This is a genomic window from Pseudomonas sp. BS3767 (assembly GCF_900099665.1).
In the GTDB taxonomy this organism is placed as follows: Bacteria; Pseudomonadota; Gammaproteobacteria; order Pseudomonadales; family Pseudomonadaceae; genus Aquipseudomonas; species Aquipseudomonas cerasi.
This window is the reverse complement of the sequence record NZ_FNCX01000002.1, coordinates 625,162-644,078: the sequence shown is the minus strand read 5'-3', so window position 1 is coordinate 644,078 and position 18,917 is coordinate 625,162. Positions and strand designations below refer to the sequence as shown.

Annotated in this window: 14 protein-coding genes; 6 read left to right on the top strand and 8 right to left on the bottom strand. The window is 59.1% G+C overall.

Translation table 11 applies throughout. The features are described 5' to 3' along the window. Positions 1 to 7: 7 nt before the first annotated feature. The 8 genes from BLR16_RS07460 to BLR16_RS07425 form a co-directional block, all read right to left on the bottom strand. Positions 8 to 919, bottom strand: coding sequence for an ABC transporter permease subunit (locus tag BLR16_RS07460; RefSeq protein ID WP_003431612.1), 912 nt, complete (start codon positions 917 to 919; stop codon positions 8 to 10). Positions 920 to 929: 10 nt separating this feature from the next. After that, the gene (locus BLR16_RS07455) at positions 930 to 1,940 is read right to left on the bottom strand and encodes an ABC transporter permease subunit (RefSeq protein ID WP_003313766.1); all 1,011 of its coding nucleotides are present in this window, start codon (positions 1,938 to 1,940) and stop codon (positions 930 to 932) included. 74 nt (positions 1,941 to 2,014) lie between these two features. Next, a complete protein-coding gene (locus tag BLR16_RS07450; RefSeq protein ID WP_074805158.1) occupies positions 2,015 to 3,610 on the bottom strand; it encodes an ABC transporter substrate-binding protein in 1,596 nt (531 codons plus the stop codon). 82 nt (positions 3,611 to 3,692) lie between these two features. Beyond that, positions 3,693 to 5,072 (bottom strand): OprD family porin, encoded by a 1,380-nt coding sequence (locus tag BLR16_RS07445; RefSeq protein WP_003368668.1) that lies wholly within the window; start codon positions 5,070 to 5,072, stop codon positions 3,693 to 3,695. A gap of 156 nt (positions 5,073 to 5,228) precedes the next feature. Beyond that, positions 5,229 to 6,821, bottom strand: a complete 1,593-nt coding sequence (locus BLR16_RS07440; protein ID WP_054081997.1) for an ABC transporter substrate-binding protein — start codon at positions 6,819 to 6,821, stop codon at positions 5,229 to 5,231. A 320-nt stretch (positions 6,822 to 7,141) separates the two neighbouring features. Continuing rightward, on the bottom strand, positions 7,142 to 8,770 hold the full coding sequence (locus BLR16_RS07435) for an ABC transporter substrate-binding protein (RefSeq protein WP_044309441.1): 1,629 nt from the start codon (positions 8,768 to 8,770) through the stop codon (positions 7,142 to 7,144). A gap of 257 nt (positions 8,771 to 9,027) precedes the next feature. Further along, positions 9,028 to 10,635, bottom strand: coding sequence for an ABC transporter substrate-binding protein (locus tag BLR16_RS07430; RefSeq protein ID WP_003431608.1), 1,608 nt, complete (start codon positions 10,633 to 10,635; stop codon positions 9,028 to 9,030). A gap of 137 nt (positions 10,636 to 10,772) precedes the next feature. Then, entirely contained in the window at positions 10,773 to 11,486 is a 714-nt protein-coding gene (locus BLR16_RS07425) for an SIMPL domain-containing protein (RefSeq protein WP_003419020.1), read from the bottom strand. A 192-nt stretch (positions 11,487 to 11,678) separates the two neighbouring features. On the opposite strand from BLR16_RS07425, the gene BLR16_RS07420 reads away from it, so the two are divergent. From BLR16_RS07420 to BLR16_RS07390, 6 genes are all read left to right on the top strand, one after another. After that, positions 11,679 to 12,938: an ATP-binding protein gene (locus BLR16_RS07420; protein WP_074805155.1), complete on the top strand. Its 1,260-nt coding sequence runs from the start codon at positions 11,679 to 11,681 to the stop codon at positions 12,936 to 12,938. Further along, positions 12,935 to 13,498, top strand: a complete 564-nt coding sequence (locus BLR16_RS07415) for a response regulator transcription factor (protein ID WP_003395104.1) — start codon at positions 12,935 to 12,937, stop codon at positions 13,496 to 13,498. Before BLR16_RS07420 ends, BLR16_RS07415 begins: the two co-directional genes overlap by 4 nt. Before the next feature lie 89 nt (positions 13,499 to 13,587). Further along, positions 13,588 to 15,306 carry an ABC transporter ATP-binding protein/permease gene (locus tag BLR16_RS07405; protein WP_074805152.1) on the top strand — a complete coding sequence of 573 codons (1,719 nt, stop codon included), beginning with the start codon at positions 13,588 to 13,590 and terminating at the stop codon, positions 15,304 to 15,306. Between the two features lie 114 nt (positions 15,307 to 15,420). After that, a complete protein-coding gene (locus tag BLR16_RS07400; protein ID WP_003313750.1) occupies positions 15,421 to 16,170 on the top strand; it encodes a FadR/GntR family transcriptional regulator in 750 nt (249 codons plus the stop codon). A gap of 280 nt (positions 16,171 to 16,450) precedes the next feature. After that, positions 16,451 to 17,362, top strand: a complete 912-nt coding sequence (gene kdgD / locus BLR16_RS07395) for a 5-dehydro-4-deoxyglucarate dehydratase (RefSeq protein ID WP_003431605.1) — start codon at positions 16,451 to 16,453, stop codon at positions 17,360 to 17,362. Between the two features lie 165 nt (positions 17,363 to 17,527). After that, entirely contained in the window at positions 17,528 to 18,913 is a 1,386-nt protein-coding gene (locus BLR16_RS07390) for an MFS transporter (RefSeq protein WP_003431603.1), read from the top strand. Positions 18,914 to 18,917: the final 4 nt, after the last annotated feature.

Genomic DNA, 18,917 nt, shown 5'->3' with positions numbered 1-18,917 from the left:
AATCTCCTCAGGCGGCGTTCTTGAGTTTCGGGTCCAGCGCATCGCGCAGACCGTCGCCCATCAGGTTGATTGCCAGCACGCTGAGCAAAATGGTCAGACCGGGCAGGCTCACGACCCACCAGGCACGTTCGATGTAGTCGCGCGCCGAGGCGAGCATGGTGCCCCACTCAGGCGTCGGTGGCTGTACGCCCAGACCCAAGAAGCCCAGCGCTGCGGCATCGAGAATCGCCGACGAGAAGCTCAGGGTGGCCTGAACGATCAGCGGTGCCATGCAGTTGGGCAGCACGGTGATGAACATCAGGCGCGGCAGGGTGGCGCCGGCCAGACGGGCGGCCGTCACGTAGTCGCGGTTCAGTTCGCCCATCACCGCAGCGCGGGTCAGACGAACATAGGAAGGCAGCGACACGATCGCGATGGCGATCACGGTGTTGATCAGGCCAGGGCCGAGGATCGCCACGATGGCCACAGCCAGCAGCAGCGAGGGCAGGGCCAGCATGATGTCCATCAGGCGCATCACCGAAGGGCCCAGAATGCGCGGGAAAAAGCCCGCCAGCAGGCCCAGCAGAATGCCTGGGATCAGCGACATGACCACCGATGCCAGACCGATCAGCAGCGACAGGCGCGAACCCTGGATCAGGCGTGACAGCAGGTCGCGGCCCAGCTCGTCGGTGCCGAGGATGAATTGCCATTGACCGCCTTCAAGCCACACCGGCGGCGTGAGCAGGAAGTCGCGGTATTGCTCGCTCGGGTCATGGGGGGCAACCCAGGGCGCGAACAGGGCGCAGAACACGATCAGGGTCATGAACAGCAGGCCGGCAACCGCGCCTTTGTTTTTCGAGAAGGCTTGCCAGAATTCTTTGTACGGGGATGGGTAAAGCAGGCTTTGATCGACTGCTACCGCAGGAGTAGGGGTGCTCATATCGATGATCTCAGCGCTGGTGACGAATGCGTGGGTTGGCAAAGCCGTAGAGGATATCCACCACGAAATTGACCAGGATCACCAGACAGGCGATCAGCAGAATGCCGTTTTGCACGACCGGGTAGTCCCGGGCGCCAATGGCTTCGATCAACCACTTGCCGATACCCGGCCAGGAGAAGATCGTTTCGGTGAGTACCGCACCGGCCAACAACGTACCGATTTGCAGGCCGAACACGGTCAGTACCGGAATCAGCGCGTTGCGCAGGCCGTGAACGAAGACCACACGGGCAGGCGACAGGCCTTTGGCGCGGGCGGTTCGCACGTAGTCTTCCCGCAATACTTCGAGCATCGACGAGCGGGTCATCCGGGCGATCACCGCCAGCGGGATGGTACCCAGCACGATGGCCGGCAGAATCATGTGGTGCAGGGCATCGAGAAACGCACCCTGTTCGTCACTCAGCAGCGTGTCGATCAGCATGAAGCCGGTGACCGGCGGAATGTCGTACAGCAGGTCGATCCGCCCGGAAACAGGGGTCCATCCCAGTGTTACCGAGAAGAACATGATGAGGATCAGGCCCCACCAGAAGATCGGCATGGAATAGCCAGCGAGGGAAATCCCCATGACCCCATGGTCGAACAGGGACCCTCGCTTGAGTGCGGCGATCACCCCGGCCAGCAGGCCGAGAATACCCGCGAAAATCAGCGCCGCCAGCGACAACTCCAGGGTTGCCGGGAACAGCGAAGTGAATTCGGACCAGACACTGGTGCGTGTACGCAACGATTCACCAAGGTCGCCCTGGGCGAGCTTGCCGATGTAATCGATGTACTGGGCGTAGAGGGGTTTGTTCAGACCCAGACGTTCCATGGCCTGAGCGTGCATTTCCGGATCGACACGGCGCTCACCCATCATGACTTCGACCGGGTCGCCCGGAATCAGACGAATCAGGGCGAAGGTCAATAAGGTGATGCCGAAGAAAGTGGGTATCAGCAACCCCACTCGGCGGGCGATAAAACTAAACATCTTGGTGTGTACCTCATCAGCCGGTTAGGCATGCTCCGGCGAGTCTCGGGTTATGAGCTCGCCGGATTGTTTTTCTACTTCACCTGGGTAGTGGCGAAGTTGTTGGTTGTGAGCGGGCTGATTTGGTAGCCCTCCACATTTTTACGCATGGCGGTGAACATTCTGGTGTGAGCCATGCTGATCCATGGCTGATCCTTGTTGAATATGGCCTGGGCCTGTTCATAGAGCCCAGCGCGCTCCTCGGGGTTCACTGTTTCACGCGCCTTATCGATCAGCTTCTGGAAATCGGCGTTGCACCAGCGGGCGTAGTTCTCGCCGTTTTTCGCCGCTTCACAGCTCAGCATCGGAGTCAGGAAGTTATCAGGGTCGCCATTGTCGCCTGCCCAGCCAGCAGACACCATGTCATGTTCGCCATTCTTGGCACGTTTGAGCATTTCACCCCATTCCATGACGCGGATGTCGATCTTGATGCCGATCTTCGCCAGGTCGGATTGCATCATTTGCGCGCCGAGCATCGGGTTGGGGTTGGTTGGTCCGCCGCCGTTGCGGGTGAACAGGGTAAACGTGGTGCCTTCCGGAACGCCAGCTTCCTTCAGCAAGGCGCGTGCCTTGTCGAGGTCAATCGGTGGGTTTTTCAGGTCTTTGTTATAACCCAGCAGGGTCGGCGGATACGGGTTGACCGCTACCAGCGCGTTGCCCTTGCCGAACACCGCGTTGACATAAGCGTTCTTGTCGAACGTCATGTCAATGGCTTTGCGGACGCGCACGTCGCTCAGGTACTTGTGCGTGGTGTTGATAGCGATGTAGCCGGTGGTCATTGCCTCCAGCTCATCGATTTTCAGATTCGGGTCTTTCTTGATGCTCGGTACGTCGTCCGGCTTCGGATACAGCGCGATCTGACATTCGTTGGCCTTGAGCTTCTGCAGGCGCACGTTGTTGTCGGTGGCGATTGCCAGAATCAAGGCATCGGCAGGCGGCTTGCCGCGGAAGTAGTCCGGGTTTGCCTTGAAGCGTACCTGCGCATCCTTGGCATAGCGCTGGAAGATGAACGGGCCGGTGCCGATCGGCTTGCTGTTGAGGTCGCCGGTCCTGTTGGCTTTCAACAGTTGGTCAGCGTATTCAGCCGGATAGATCGACGCGAAGGCCATCGCGAGGTCGGCCAGGAATGGTGCTTCGCGGCGGGTCAGGGTGAACTTGACGGTGTAGTCGTCAGTTTTCTCGACGCTTTTCAGCAGCTCTTTGAAGCCCATGCTTTCAAAGTAGGGGAAGCCGACGCTCGACTTGTCATGCCACGGGTGCTTCGGGTCCAGCTGACGCTGAAAACTCCAGAGCACATCGTCGGCGTTCATGTCGCGGGTCGGTTTGAAGTAATCGGTGGTGTGGAACTTGACGCCTTTACGCAGGTGGAAGGTGTACGTCAGGCCGTCGTCGCTGATCTCCCAGGAGTCAGCCAGCGCAGGAATCACTTCCGTGGTACCGGGTTTGAAATCCGCGAGGCGGTTGAACACGGTTTCAGCCACGGCATCGGCCGTCACTGCTGTTGTGTATTGCACCATGTCGAAGCCTTCGGGGCTGGCTTCGGTGCAGACCACCAGGGGTTTTGCCGAAACACTGACGGCGACGCTGAGCAGGGCCAGGGCGATCGAGTTTCGTAGCGATAACAGTTTCATTGTGAACCCTCCATAGAGTTGACGCCGATGGTGATGATGAGGCGCAAGGCCATTGCCTTGCGCCCCAACGGTTTTCAGCGAATCAAAGAATGTTGAACGGAACGGTGGTCACCAGACGGAATTCGTTGATGTTGCCATCAGCCTGATTCTCGCTGGCGCGGTGCGTGGTGTAGGTGGCGCGGATGGCAGTGGCCTTGAGCGGGCCGGACTGCACGGAGTACGACGAACCAATGCCGTATTCGTAGTGAGTCTCGCCGTCCATTGCCAGTACGTCGGTGTAGCCGGTGCCCTTGTAGTGCGTACCGTCGATGTCCCAGCCACGTGCCTGGTAGATGTTGAATTTCAGGCCCGGCACGCCATATTCGGCCATGTTCAGTACGTAAGCGACCTGCAGGGACTTCTCGTTCGGGCCGTTGAAGTCCGAGAGCAGGGAGTTGGCCAGGAAAATCGCGTTGGTGTCGTGGGCGTAGTCGAAATACTCGTTACCGTTAACTTCCTGGTACGCAACGCTGATGCTGTGCGCGTTATGTGTACCGGTGAAGGACAGGCTGTAGGTATCGTTGTCGATCGCGCCCAGCTTGCTCTGACCTGCATCCTTGGTCTTGTAGTAGTTCAGGTTGGTGCTGAGGGCGAACACCTTGCTGTCACCCAGTTCGTGGGTGAAGCCGAAGTAGTACTGGTGCCAGAAGTCTTCGAGGTTGGACGCATAGAAGCTGGCGGTCAGGCTGTCGGTCGGCTTGTAGTCACCACCAAACATGTCCAGACGGTCGGCCGTCTTGCTGCGATCACCGTACTCGGAGCGGAACTTGTCCAGGCTCTGTTCCATACGTGGCGATACGCGGTCGAAGCTGCCGCCCTGCAGGGACAGGTTGTTGAATTCGTCGCTCTGGACTGCAAAACCCTGGAAACTGGACGGCAGTGCGCGGTTGCCGATGAAGGCGATGACCGGGGTGTTCACCGATTGGCGACCCATGGTCAGGACGGTGTTGGAAACCCGCGCCTTCACGTTGCCCAGGCCCATCTTGCTCCACTGACCCACTGCATCACCGTCACTGTGTGCCAGGGTACGGTTGGAGTTGCCGGCAAAGTCGTCGGTGTCACGGTCCAGCGCAATGGCGTTGTACAGCGCCAGTTCGGTGGAGAAACCTACAACGCCCTGCGTATAACCGGAGGTGTAGTTGACGATCGTGCCCTGCTGCCAGTTGATGCGACGCGAGGTCTGCTCGGCAACGCCGTTGTCGTTGTAGCGGAACACTTCGCCGCGACGCTTGAGTTCATTGGCGTACCAGTTACGGGTCGTGCCGGTCAGGTGTTGGTCTTCGATAAAGCCGTTGGCGTCGGCCTGTGCATTCTTTGAACTCAGCTCGGTCGGTACGAACGTCTGGCTTGCCGGTTCAGCCTGAACCAGTGCGCCAAACGACGAGAGAGACAATGCCAATAATGCAGTGCTAGTTGTTTTCACGATGTGCAGCTCCCTTTATCACTTTTTTATATGCCAGTTCTTTAAGCCTGGCTTTTGGTGGTGCAGGACTTTGGGTCCTGCGTTGTTATAGGTATCGACGCGCAAGTGCCCGCTCTCGCCGTGACACAAGACGGCGAGGGCGTGCGGAGTTTTCGATCAATCGACGATGCTGACGCCTGAAAAATTGTTGCGACCGAACGGGCTGACGTGGAAGTCCCTGACCTCGGCGCGCAATGGCTGATTGACGGTCGAGTGGGCAACCGGTGTGATTGGCACCTGCTCCTTGAGGTAGCGCTGCGCCTGTTGGTACAGGTCGGTACGCTTCGCGCGGTCAGTGGTCGCAACCGCGGCCTTGACCAGTTGGTCGTATTTTTCGTCGCACCACATCGAGTAGTTGTTGCCGCCAATCGCGGCGCAGCTGTAAAGCGTGCCCAGCCAGTTGTCCGGGTCACCGTTGTCACCAGTCCAGCCGATCAGCGAGATATCGTGCTCGCCATTTTTGGTGCGTTTGAGGTATTCACCCCATTCGTAACTGACGATCTTGACCTTGATGCCGACCTTGGCCCAGTCGGCCTGAAGCATTTCGGCCATCAGTTTGGCGTTAGGGTTGTAAGGGCGCTGAACCGGCATGGCCCACAGGGTCAGTTCGGTGCCTTCCTTGACGCCTGCGGCACGCAACAGGGTCCTGGCTTTTTCCGGGTCGTAGGGGGCGTCCTTGATAGTGTCGTCATAGGACCACTGGGTCGGTGGCATGGCGTTGACTGCCAGTTGCCCTGCGCCTTGGTAAACCGCGTTGATGATCGCCTTCTTGTTGACGGCCATGTCCAGCGCCTGACGCACTTCCAGCTTGCCCAACGGTTCGTGGCGCACGTTGTAGGCGATGTAGCCGAGATTGAAGCCTGGTTTCTCGATGATTTGCAGGCTTTTGTCTGCCTTGAGGCTGGCGAGGTCCGCCGGGCGCGGGTTGACCGAGACCTGGCATTCATTGGCCTTGAGCTTTTGCATGCGCGCAGAGGCGTCGGTCACGATGGCGAAGATCAACTGATCGATTTTCACCCGGCTCGGGTCCCAGAACTCCTTGTTGCCCTTGTAGCGAATCTGCGAATCCTTCTGATAACGCTGAAACACGAACGGGCCTGTGCCGATAGGCTGCTGGTTGATGTCGCGTACGTCACCCTTGGCCATCAGCTGTTCGGCGTACTCGGCGGAGAGGATGCCGGCGAAGTTCATCGCGATGTTCTGAATGAAGGCCGCATCGACCGTATTGAGGGTGAACACGACGGTCAGCGGGTCGGTCTTCTCGACGGACTTGATCTTCTTGTTCAGGCCCATGCTGGTGAAGTAGGGGAACTCGGTCGGGTAAGCGACACGGAACGGATGATCGGGCTTGAGCATGCGATTGAAGGTGAACAGCACATCGTCGGCGTTGAAGTCACGGCTGGGTTTGAAGTTCTTGTTGCTGTGGAACTTCACGCCCTCGCGCAGATGAAACGTGTAGACCAGGCCGTCTTCCGAGATGTCCCAGGAAGTCGCCAGCGCTGGAACCACGGTGGTGTCGCCTTGCTTGAATTCGGTGAGTCGATTGTAGATCGGCTCGGATGCATCGTTATCGGTGGAGGAGGTGTATTGCGCACCGTCGAAGCCAGCCGGACTCGCTTCGGAGCAAAACACCAGATTGCTTGCCGCCTGGGCAAACGGGGCCAGTGCCAACAGTCCCAGGCACGACGTCATCGCAAGAGTTTTACGCATGATGATCCCTATCCTCGAAGGATGAGCCGAGGCTCGAATGTCTAACTGGCCCAAAGGCGTCGCCCCACGCAACTTCGCACGACATGCCCGGCGCACCTGGACACGAAGCGACGGGCTTCCTGCCATTGCCGCTGCCCTTCGACGGTAAGTCGTCAGAGGCCCGCGGTATATAGGCTCGAAGGCTGCAAAGCTCGTAGGAAATATCTTAGTGATAGTAGAAGAATGCCGTTATCGGCACTTTTTCAACCCATCGCTCGGGGCTTGCTATTCAAGTAGAGCGGTTTGCTGCGCCGGATGAGCGGCGCAGCAAGCTGTCACTTTTACTTGCCGCTCACGCTCACACCGTAAAAGGAGTTCAAGCCAAACGGGCTGATCTTGAAGTCCTGCACGCTGGTGCGCATGGGTTGATAGACCGTCGAGTGCGCAATAGGCGTCATTGGCACGGCGTCTTTCAGGAGGTGTTGCGCCTGTTTGTACAGCTCGGTGCGCTTGGCCTGATCGGACGTTTCCTTGGCCTGATGGATCAGCGTGTCGAACGGCTTGTCACACCATTTGGCAAAGTTGTTGCCATTCAGTGCGTCGCAGCCGAACAGGGTGCCGAGCCAGTTGTCCGGGTCACCATTGTCACCGCTCCAGCCAATCAGCATGGCGCCGTTCTCGCCATTCTTGGCGCGCTTGATGTACTCGCCCCATTCATAGCTGACGATCTTGGCGTTGATACCGATCTTCTTCCAGTCGGACTGGAGCATCTCGGCCATCAGTTTGGCGTTGGGGTTGTAAGGACGCTGAACCGGCATCGCCCACAGGGTGATTTCGGTGCCTTCCTTGATACCGGCTTCCTTGAGCAGCTCGCGAGCTTTCTCGGGATCGTACTTGGCGTCCTTGATGGTGGTGTCATAGGACCACTGGGTCGGCGGCATGGCGTTGACCGCCAATTGGCCTGCACCCTGATAAACCGAGTCGATGATCTGCTGCTTGTTGACCGCCATGTCCAGCGCCTGACGCACTTTCAACTGAGCCAGGGGATTTGGATGGTCTTCGCCCTTGATCTCAGGCATCACGTTGTAGGCGATGTACCCCAGGTTGAAGCCTGCCTGATCGGGCATCTTCAGGTTCTTGTCGGCCTTGAGCGGTTCGAGGTCGGCAGGACGCGGGTAGGCAGTGATCTGGCATTCGTTTTTCTTGAGCTTCTGCATGCGCACCGAAGCATCGGTGGTGATGGCGAAGATCAGGTTGTCGACCTTGACGTCCTCAGGCTTCCAGTAATCCTTGTTGCCGGTGTAACGGATGTTGGAGTCTTTCTGGTAGCTCTTGAACACGAACGGACCAGTGCCGATCGGCTGCTGGTTGATCAGCTCCGGCTTGCCTTCCTTCAGCAGCTGGGCGGCATATTCTGCGGACTGGATGGACGCGAAGCTCATCGCCATGTTCTGGATGAACGCGGCGTCGACCTTGCCCAGAACGAACTTGACGGTGTGGTCGTCGATCTTCTCGATTTTGGTGATGTTGGTGTCCATCGCCATATCGGTGAAGTACGGGAACTCGGTCGGATACGCTTTGCGGTAAGGCATGTCCTTGTCGATCATGCGATTGAACGTGAACAGCACGTCATCGGCATTGAATTCACGGGTCGGCTTGAAGTAGGACGTGGTGTGGAACTTGACGCCTTCACGAAGGTGGAAGGTGTACGTCAGGCCATCGTCGGAGATGTCCCATTTGGTTGCCAGACCTGGCACCACGGCGGTGCCGCCGCGTTCAAACTGGCTCAAGCGATTGAAAATGGTCTCGGCTGAGGCGTCGAAGTCAGTACCTGTGGTGTATTGACCTGGATCGAAGCCCGCAGGGCTGCCCTCGGAACAGAACACCAGATTCGATGCAGCGTGAGCGAAAGGTGCGCTGGCGAGCAAGCTGGCGCCGACCAGAAACGGAATGACCGCGTGTTTGAGCATGGTTGCCTCAGTTGTTGTCATTTTTGATTAGAGGGAACGACCTCGTGAGCCGATCCGTCCGATACTTATGCAGGGGCCATACCCAAAGCAAGACAGTGAGGCGAAAGAAGCGACAAAGAGTGGCACGATCGTACAGGAATGTCGCGAAAGTGTAACTTTCTTGGTAGTTGATCGTTTGCGCGACGCTTTTTCAATTGTTTCGTGCACCAATAAAGCGCAACCGGGTGAGAAAAATGCACCCGGTTGGCGCTGTGTTGTTACTTCACTGTTCCCAGGCTGACACCATAAAAGGGTGTCAGGCCGAAGGGGCTGATCTTGAAGTCCTGCACTTCCTGGCGCATTGGCTGAAACACCTTGGAGTTGGCAATCGGGGTGATCGGCACCTGCTGCTTGAGAATGTGCTGAGCCTGCTGATAGAGCTTGATGCGCTCATCGCGGTTGCTGGTCAGCTTGGCCTTCTGCACCAGCTTGTCGTAAGCCGGGTCGCACCACTTGGCGTAGTTGCTGCCTTTGACGGCTGCGCAGCTGTAAAGCACGCCGAGCCAGTTGTCGGGGTCGCCGTTGTCACCGGTCCAGCCATAGATCATTGCGTCATGTTCGCCGGCCTTGGCGCGCTTGATGTATTCGCCCCATTCATAGCTGACGATGTTGGCCTTGATACCGATCTTCTCCCAGTCGGACTGAATCATCTGAGCCGACATGCGTGCATTGGGGTTCGACGCGCGCTGGACGGTCATGGCCCACAGATCGATTTTGGTACCCGGTGCCACACCTGCTTCCTTGAGCAGTTGTTTGGCTTTGGTCAGGTCGTGCGGGGCGTCCTTGATGGTCGGATCGAAGCTCCACTGACCCGGCGGCAGGGCATTTTCAGCCAGCTGGCCTGCACTCTGATAAACCGCCTTGATGATTGCTGGCTTGTCGATGGCCATGTCCAGCGCCTGACGCACCTTGAGCTGGTCCAGCGGCGGATGCGTAACGTTGTAGGCCAGGAAGCCCAGGTTGAAGCCCGGCTGACTGAGGACCTTGAGTTTCGGGTCCTTTTTCATCTCCTCGATGTCCTGCGGACGCGGATAGCCGCTGACCTGGCATTCGTTGGCCTTGAGCTTCTGCAGGCGCACGGCGGCATCGCTGCTGATCGAGAAGATCAGGTTGTCGATCTTCACATCCTCCGGCTTCCAGTACTCGGTATTGCCGACGTAACGGATCTGTGAATCCTTCTGATAGCGCTTGAAGACGAACGGACCCGTGCCGATGGGCTTCTGGTTCAAGTCCTCGGCCTTGCCTTCCTTGAGCAGTTTGTCTGCGTACTCGGCAGACTGGATCGAGGCGAAGCTCATCGCCAGGTTCTGCACAAAGGCGGCATCGATGTTGTTCAGGGTGAACTTGACGGTCAGCGGGTCGACTTTCTCGACGCTCTTGATCGTCGTATTCAGCCCCATATCGGTGAAATAGGGCGACTCGGACGGATACGCCTTGCGGAACGGGTGGTTGGCATCAAGCAGGCGATTGAACGTGAACAGCACGTCATCGGCGTTGAACGTACGAGTCGGGGTGAAATAATCCGTGGTATGGAATTTCACGCCGTCGCGCAGGTGAAACGTGTAGGTCAGACCATCCGGCGAAACGTCCCAGCGCGTGGCCAGACCCGGCTCCACTTCCGTACCGCCACGCTTGAACTGGGTCAGACGGTTGAAAACGGTTTCGGCCGAGGCATCGAAGTCGGTGCCGCTGGTGTACTGGCTGGGGTCGAAACCGGCCGGGCTTGCTTCCGAGCAATACACCAGCGTGCTTGCCGCTTGGGCCAAAGGTGCGCAGGCCAGCAGCGCGGTGGTCAACAGCAGCGGTTTGAAAAGTGTGTGTCCCATGGATCCCTCGCGTGGTACTGCGTTCTCAAGATCGGACGCAGAGCGTCCGGAACTGCGTTCCCACGCCGAGCATGGGAACGATGGTTGTGCTGATTGGAGCTCGCTTTTCCGGGCTCGGGCTCAATGATCAACCCTGCTCAGGGTATCGCGACTTCGATCACGCCATCCGCGGCGACGCTGACCTGGCTGGTGCCAGCCTCGACATCGGGCGTCGGAGCTGCGTCTTCGCGCGAGGACTTGGCCATCATCATGACCGGCGCGCGCAGATACGGCTGCGGGTAGCCCGAGGTATTCAGATTCAGGTTGACCAGCTTGTAGCCTGTACCGCCCAGCGCCTCGGTGACCAGTTGCGCACGAGCCTTGAACGCAGTCACGGCGTCCTTGAGCAGGGCGTCTTCGCTGGTCTTGCGCGTCGATGGCGAGATCGAGAAGTCCATGCCGCCCATTTTCAGGTCGGTCAGCAGCTCGCCGGTCAGCTTGGACAGCACAGCAAAGTCTGCGCTTTCCAGGCGCAGTTCGGCGCGTTCACGCCAGCCGGTAATCTTCTGGCCTTTATCGTCGTAGACCGGGTAGCTGTTGCGGCTGCCCTGGCGAATCTTTACGTCCTTGACCTGGCGCGCCTGCCCCAGCGCCTTGTTCAGCGTCTCGGTGATCTGCGCGGCCAGTTTGGCCGGATCGCTGTCCTGCGCTTCGGTGTACAGCGTGACGAGCATCAGGTCGCGCTGCACCTCCTGATTGACCTCGGCGCGCAATGAAATCTGGTTGTAACGGGCTTCTTCAGCCATGGCGGGCAGGCTGGACAAAGCCGCAGCCAGCGCGACGAGGGTGGCGGCAGGGCGAAGGTTGAACATGAGAGCTCCTTGTTATCAAACGGCCTCCGACGATGGTCGGGCGGCGCAAAGTGTTCTGACTGTAGCGCTTTGGTCCGGTTCCTGCGATGACCGAGTGCTCTGGCGTGCGGTGCGTTGACGCACTTTTTCAGTTTTGTCTCCCGCTTGGTTATACTCGCTGCGATCCGCCTGGAGCACTCATCAGGAGAGCTCATGCTCGCCCCCGTTCAAATGCTTTCAGCCACACGGCAAAACCTGTGGCGCCTGACATTCATCCGTATTCTGGTGCTGGCCGCGCAGGCCGGCTCGGTCGGTATGGCCTGGCTGTTCGACTTTCTGCCGTTGCCGTGGCTGCAGCTGTCGATCACCCTGTGCTGTTCGCTGGTGCTCTGCGGGCTGACAGTCATTCGTCTGCGCACCTCGCTGCCGCTCACCGAGCTTGAATATGCGCTACAACTGGCGCTGGACCTGCTGATTCACAGCGCGCTGCTGTATTACTCGGGCGGCTCGGCCAACCCGTTCGTTTCCTATTATCTGGTGCCGCTGACCATTGCCGCCGCCACGCTGCCATGGCGTTATTCGCTGATTCTGTCCGGCTTTGCGCTGAGCATGTACACCTTACTGATGGTGCGCTCCTACCCGCTGGAAACCGACTCAATTGCCCGGGAAAACATGCAGATCTACGGCATGTGGCTGAGTTTTGCGTTGGCCGCTGCGGTGATTACCTTCTTTGCTGCGAAGATGGCCGAAGAGCTGCGCCGCCAGGAGCAACTGCGTGCCGAGCGTCGCGAAGAAGGCCTGCGTGATCAGCAATTGCTCGCCGTCGCGACCCAGGCTGCAGGGGCCGCCCATGAATTGGGAACGCCGCTGGCAACCATGAGCGTGCTGCTCAAGGAAATGCGCCAGGATCACAGCGACCCAGTGTTGCAGGATGATCTGTCCGTGCTGCAGGAGCAGGTCAAACAGTGCAAGCAGACCCTGCAGCAACTGGTGCGTGCCGCCGAAGCCAATCGGCGCATGGCCGTCGAATATCAGACCGCCACCCGCTGGCTGGACGAGTCCCTCAACCGCTGGCATCTGATGCGCCCGGAGGTGAGTTACCGTTTCTATCAGTTGGGCAAGGGCGAGGCGCCGATGCTGGCACCGCCGCCGGACCTGACCCAGGCGCTGCTCAACCTGCTCAACAACGCTGCCGATGCCTGCCCCGATGGCCTTGAAGTCAATCTGGACTGGGACAGTGCGGAAGTCTGCATCAGCATTCGCGACCATGGCGCGGGTGTGCCGCTGGCGATTGCCGAACAGATCGGCAAGCCGTTCTTTACTACCAAGGGCAAAGGTTTCGGCCTGGGGCTGTTCCTGAGCAAGGCCAGCGTCACCCGTGCGGGTGGCTCGGTGAAGCTCTACAGTCATGAAGAAGGCGGTACGCTCACCGAGCTGCGCCTGCCCCGAGATACGCGAGGAGAAGAAGCATGAGTGACGATGACATCCAGGTCGAAGGCGAAGAGCTGCCGCACCTGTTGCTGGTCGATGACGACGCGACGTTCACCCGTGTGATGGCGAGGGCCATGAGCCGTCGTGGTTTTCGCGTGAGCACCGCCGGCTCGGCCGAAGAAGGTCTGGCCCTGGCGCAACAGGACATTCCCGAATATGCCGCGCTGGACCTGAAGATGGACGGCGATTCCGGTCTGGTGCTGCTGCCCAAGCTGCTGGAAATGGACCCGGACATGCGCGTGGTGATTCTCACCGGTTATTCGAGCATCGCCACGGCGGTCGAAGCGATCAAGCGCGGCGCGTGCAACTACCTGTGCAAACCGGCTGACGCGGATGACGTACTGGCGGCCCTGCTGTCCGAGCACGCCAACCTCGACACGCTGGTTCCCGAGAATCCGATGTCGGTGGATCGCTTGCAGTGGGAGCATATCCAGCGCGTGCTGACCGAGCACGAGGGCAATATTTCCGCAACTGCCCGGGCGCTGGGCATGCACCGCCGCACCTTGCAGCGCAAGTTGCAGAAGCGTCCCGTGCGGCGTTGATGAAGGTTTTTTCATAGTGATCGTTTAGGCTTTTTTTTGCTTCATTGTGCTCAGGCATCGTACTTTCGAAGAGAGCGAGCCTGAACCACATGAATCGCAATGCTGAATATTCTGCCGTCAACGATACTGTGCAAGGAGCCTTTCTACCCCGCGTCTGGAAGCTGATAACGCCGTACTGGCGCAGTGAGGAAAAGGCCACTGCCTGGCTGCTGCTGGTCTCGGTGATCGCGCTGTCGCTGTTTAGCGTGCAGGTCTCGGTGTTTTTCAACAGCTGGTACCGAGACTTCTACAACGCTCTGCAGAACAAGGATCTTGCCGCGTTCACCCACCTGATCCTGTACTTCAGCGGCATCGCCGCGATCGCCATTCTGGCGGCGGTCTATCGCTTGTACCTGACCCAGTTGCTGACCATCCGCTGGCGCCGCTGGCTGACGGAGAAACACTTCGCGCGCTGGCTCGCGGACAAGAACTACTACCACCTGGAGCAGGGCGGTTACACCGATAACCCTGACCAGCGTCTGTCCGAAGACCTCAACGAGTTCACCACCAGCACGCTCAGCCTGGGCCTGGGTTTGATGAGCGCGGTGGTCAGTCTGGTGTCGTTTTCAGTGATCCTCTGGGGCGTGTCGGGCAGTATCGAGGTGTTCGGCGTCACCATTCCCGGTTACATGTTCTGGGCGGCCATGCTCTATGCGCTGGTGGGCAGCCTGCTGACCCACTGGATCGGCAAGCGGCTGATCCCGTTGAACAACCAGCAGGAGCGATTCGAGGCAGACCTGCGTTTTGCGCTGGTGCGTGTGCGCGAAAACGCTGAAAGCATTGCCTTGTCCGAGGGCGAACGCAATGAAAACCAGCGCCTGAGCGCGCGCTTCATGATGATCTGGAATAACTTCCGGGCGTCGATGAAGGTCCAGAAGCGGCTGACGTTCTTCACCTCGGGCTATTCGCAGATTGCGCTGATCTTTCCGTTCATTGTGGCCGCGCCACGGTATTTCGCCGGCAAGATCGAGCTGGGTGATCTGATGCAGATCAATTCGGCATTCGGCAATGTGCAGGAGAACTTCAGCTGGTTCATCAGCGCCTATGGCACGCTGGCGTCATGGCGCGCCACCAGCGACCGTCTGCTGAGCTTCCGTCAGGCGATGAGTGACAATGAAGATCGGCAGCCTGCTATCGAAAGAATTCACGCCAACGACACGCTTGACCTGCGCAATCTGGGCTTGAGCATCGCCGGTGGGCGGCAATTGCTGAGCGACGCGAGTCTGCAGGTCGGCGCGGGAGAGCGGGTGATGCTCAGCGGTCGTTCGGGCAGTGGTAAAAGCTCGTTGCTGAGGGCGTTGGGCGGTCTCTGGCCTGAGGGGGCGGGGCAGATTCGCTTGCCCACTGGTACGGCGCTGTTCCTGCCACAGCGGCCTTACCTGCCTATCGGCACACTGCGTGAGGCGATGAGTTATCCACAACCCGCGGAACATTACCCGGCTCAGCGATTTGCCGAGGTATTGGAGCAGTGCCGTCTGGAGCATCTGATACCGCGTCTGGACGAAAGTAATCACTGGCAGCGTTTTCTCTCACCGGGCGAGCAGCAGCGGGTGGCGTTCGCTCGTGCCCTGCTGGTCGCGCCGAACTGGCTGTATGTGGATGAAGCCACCTCGGCCATGGACGAAGATGACGAGACGGCCATGCACCGCGCAGTCATCGACGGGCTGCCGGGCCTGACGCTGATCAGCGTCGGGCACCGCAGCAGCCTCAAACGCTTTCATGACCGGCATGTGCGTGTCGAGGGCGGCAAATTGATCGAGCAACCGTGATTCGCAACGTTTTGAGGTCGATGCTATAGGGGACACGGCGCTTTTGAGGGTGTGATCATACAACCGCTGAGCTATGATTAGCCCCATGTTTAGCAGTCCAGAGATCGATGTTGGATGGAAAATCAAAGCGCTCTGCCCCGCGCCCGCAGAAAACACCGCAGCCTCGCGCAGGAGCTGGTGACAGAGCTGTCCGAGCGTATTCGCAGCGGTCAGCTCAAGCGCGGCGACAAACTGCCCACCGAATCCGCAATCATGGAAGAGCAGGGCGTCAGCAGGACTGTCGTGCGTGAGGCGATTTCGCGTCTGCAGGCCTCCGGTCTGGTCGAGACCCGTCACGGCATCGGCACCTTCGTGCTCGACACGCCGAGCCCCAGTGGCTTCCGGATTGACCCGGCGACCATCGTCACCCTGCGTGATGTACTGGCGATTCTCGAGTTGCGCATCAGTCTGGAAGTCGAGTCGGCAGGCCTTGCAGCCCAGCGGCGCAGTGATGAACAACTGGCAGCCATGCGTTCGGCGCTGGACGCGCTCAATGAAAGTGCGGCACATGCCACCGATGCCGTGGCGTCGGACTTCCAGTTCCATCTGCAGATTGCCTTGTCGACCGGCAATCGCTACTTCACGGACATCATGACCCACTTGGGCACCAGCATCATCCCGCGCACCCGGCTCAATTCCGCGCGTCTGGCGCATGATGACCAGCAGCACTACATGGATCGGCTGAGCCGTGAGCACGAAGAAATCTTCGACGCCATCGCCCGCCAGGATTCCGATGCGGCCCGCGCGGCCATGCGCCTGCACCTCACCAACAGCCGCGAACGCCTGCGCCATGCGCATGAAGAGGCTGAATCGCAGCGGGCTTGATGATTAAAAGAGGACACGGAGCGTCCGGAACGGCATACCCACGCTGGAGCTTGGGTACGATAGGTGGCAGGGGGAACACCTATCGTTCCTCACGCGCCAGACGCTCTGCGTCACACATCTATGCGGCAGCGCAAAAGTCAAAACCGGGCTCTGTCCGCTCCCCCTGAAAAAACCCGAAAATCCCTGTTGAGTGATTTTATTATCAGTTGTACGATGACTTACGACATCGGCACTGACCCGGTGATCCTCTAACAATTAAGTCCTCCAGGGTGTTCGAATAATGAATCCACAAGAACTGAAGTCCATCCTCTCGTCCGGTCTGCTGTCTTTCCCGGTTACCGATTTCAATGCCCAGGGCGACTTCCACCGCGCCGGCTACATTAAACGTCTCGAGTGGCTGGCCCCGTACGGCGCGAGCGCTCTGTTCGCTGCGGGCGGCACAGGTGAGTTTTTCTCCCTGGCTGCCAGCGAATATTCCGAAATCATCAAGACTGCCGTCGACACCTGCGCCACCAGTGTGCCAATCCTCGCCGGTGTAGGCGGGCCGACTCGTCAGGCCATCGAGTACGCGCAGGAAGCCGAGCGTCTGGGCGCCAAGGGTCTGCTGCTACTGCCGCACTACCTGACCGAAGCCAGCCAGGACGGCGTTGCCGCGCACGTCGAAGCCGTGTGCAAATCGGTGAAGATCGGTGTGGTGGTCTACAACCGTAATGTCTGCCGCCTGACGCCGGCCCTGCTCGAGCAACTGGCCGAGCGTTGCCCGAACCTGATCGGTTACAAGGATGGCCTGGGTGATATCGAGCTGATGGTTTCGATCCGCCGCCGTCTTGGTGACCGCTTCTCGTACCTGGGCGGGCTGCCGACCGCTGAAGTCTACGCCGCTGCCTACAAGGCGCTGGGCGTGCCGGTCTACTCGTCTGCCGTGTTCAACTTCGTACCGAAACTGGCGATGGACTTCTACCACGCCATCGCCCGCGACGATCATCAGGCGGTCGGTAAATACATCGACGATTTCTTCCTGCCTTACCTGGAAATCCGCAACCGCAAGGCTGGCTATGCCGTGAGTATCGTCAAGGCCGGCGCGAAGATCGCCGGTTACGACGCAGGTCCGGTGCGCGCGCCGTTGACCGATCTGACGCCAGACGAGTGCGACATGCTCGCCGCTCTGATGGACAAGCAAGGCAAGCAATAACACCTGCCACGACAAAGCCGCTGAGCGATCAGCGGTTTTTTCATTGCACTGCATGACCCTTACAGGTGGCAGATGTCGTCGCCGTGATACTGCCAAGGGGCCTGTAACGCTACACCCAAAAAACAGATTTACCCGCGTAAAAAAATAATCAGTGGGAGCTCTACCATGCAAAAGTCCAAGCCGACGCACGTCCGCTATTTGATCCTGTTGATGCTGTTTCTGGTCACTACGATCAACTACGCCGACCGCGCCACCATCGCTATCGCTGGTTCCAGCATTCAGAAAGACCTGGGCATCAGTGCCGTCACTCTGGGCTATATTTTCTCCGCATTCGGCTGGGCCTACGTGGCCGGTCAGATTCCCGGTGGCTGGCTGCTCGACCGTTTCGGGTCGAAGAAAGTCTATGCCATGAGCATTTTCACCTGGTCGCTGTTCACCCTGCTGCAAGGCTATGTGGGCGAGTTCGGCGTCTCCACGGCAATCGTTGCGCTGTTCATGCTGCGCTTTCTGGTCGGTCTGGCCGAAGCGCCGTCCTTCCCGGGCAACGCGCGCATCGTCGCCGCCTGGTTCCCGACTGCCGAGCGCGGCACCGCCTCGGCGATCTTCAACTCGGCGCAGTACTTCGCCACCGTGCTGTTCGCTCCGCTGATGGGCTGGATCGTTTACACCTACGGCTGGCAGCACGTGTTCGTCGTGATGGGCGCGTTCGGTATCGTGTTCTCCATGATCTGGATGAAGGTCATCTACGGCCCGCGCAACCACCCGATGATCAACGAGGCCGAACTGGAGCACATTTCCAGCAATGGCGCGCTGGTCGATCTGGATCAGGACAAGGGTAAAGGCGCGCAAAAAACAGCCAGCAGCGGCCCCAAGTGGGATTACATCCGCCAGTTGCTGACCAACCGCATGATGCTGGGTATCTACCTCAGCCAATACTGCATCAACGGCATCACCTACTTCTTCCTGACCTGGTTCCCGGTGTACCTGGTTCAGGAGCGCGGCATGACCATCCTCAAGGCTGGCATCATCGCCTCTCTGCCGGCTATCTGCGGCTTCATCGGCGGGGTATTGGGCGGCATCATTTCCGACTACCTGCTGCGCAAGGGCCATTCGCTGACCTTCGCCCGCAAGGCGCCGATCATCGGTGGCCTGCTGCTGTCGACCTCGATCGTGACCTGCAACTACGTCGACATCGAATGGGTGGTCGTGGGCTTCATGGCCCTGGCATTCTTCGGCAAGGGCGTGGGTGCGCTGGGCTGGGCTGTGATGTCCGACGTGTCGCCCAAGCAGATCGCCGGTTTGAGCGGCGGCCTGTTCAACACCTTCGGTAACATTGCATCGATCACCACTCCGATCGTGATTGGCTACATCATCAGCAGCACCGGCTCGTTCAAATGGGCGCTGGTGTTCGTGGGCGCCAACGCGCTGCTGGCGGTGATCAGTTACATTTTCATCGTGGGTGAAATCAAGCGTGTGGAATTGAAAGAGCCGCCTGCCAAGGGGCCATTGCTGAACGACTCGGTCAGCGACCTTTCCGAAGCAAAATCCTGAGGAA

Excerpts from the sequence above, each read along its gene's own strand:
- BLR16_RS07430 (WP_003431608.1), bottom strand. The coding sequence starts at position 10,635 with ATGGGACACACACTTTTCAAACCGCTGCTGTTGACCACCGCGCTGCTG.
- BLR16_RS07400 (WP_003313750.1), top strand. The coding sequence starts at position 15,421 with ATGGAAAATCAAAGCGCTCTGCCCCGCGCCCGCAGAAAACACCGCAGC.
- BLR16_RS07415 (WP_003395104.1), top strand. The coding sequence starts at position 12,935 with ATGAGTGACGATGACATCCAGGTCGAAGGCGAAGAGCTGCCGCACCTG.
- BLR16_RS07435 (WP_044309441.1), bottom strand. The coding sequence starts at position 8,770 with ATGCTCAAACACGCGGTCATTCCGTTTCTGGTCGGCGCCAGCTTGCTC.
- BLR16_RS07450 (WP_074805158.1), bottom strand. The coding sequence starts at position 3,610 with ATGAAACTGTTATCGCTACGAAACTCGATCGCCCTGGCCCTGCTCAGC.
- BLR16_RS07440 (WP_054081997.1), bottom strand. The coding sequence starts at position 6,821 with ATGCGTAAAACTCTTGCGATGACGTCGTGCCTGGGACTGTTGGCACTG.
- kdgD (WP_003431605.1), top strand. The coding sequence starts at position 16,451 with ATGAATCCACAAGAACTGAAGTCCATCCTCTCGTCCGGTCTGCTGTCT.
- BLR16_RS07420 (WP_074805155.1), top strand. The coding sequence starts at position 11,679 with ATGCTCGCCCCCGTTCAAATGCTTTCAGCCACACGGCAAAACCTGTGG.
- BLR16_RS07405 (WP_074805152.1), top strand. The coding sequence starts at position 13,588 with ATGAATCGCAATGCTGAATATTCTGCCGTCAACGATACTGTGCAAGGA.
- BLR16_RS07390 (WP_003431603.1), top strand. The coding sequence starts at position 17,528 with ATGCAAAAGTCCAAGCCGACGCACGTCCGCTATTTGATCCTGTTGATG.
- BLR16_RS07425 (WP_003419020.1), bottom strand. The coding sequence starts at position 11,486 with ATGTTCAACCTTCGCCCTGCCGCCACCCTCGTCGCGCTGGCTGCGGCT.
- BLR16_RS07460 (WP_003431612.1), bottom strand. The coding sequence starts at position 919 with ATGAGCACCCCTACTCCTGCGGTAGCAGTCGATCAAAGCCTGCTTTAC.
- BLR16_RS07455 (WP_003313766.1), bottom strand. The coding sequence starts at position 1,940 with ATGTTTAGTTTTATCGCCCGCCGAGTGGGGTTGCTGATACCCACTTTC.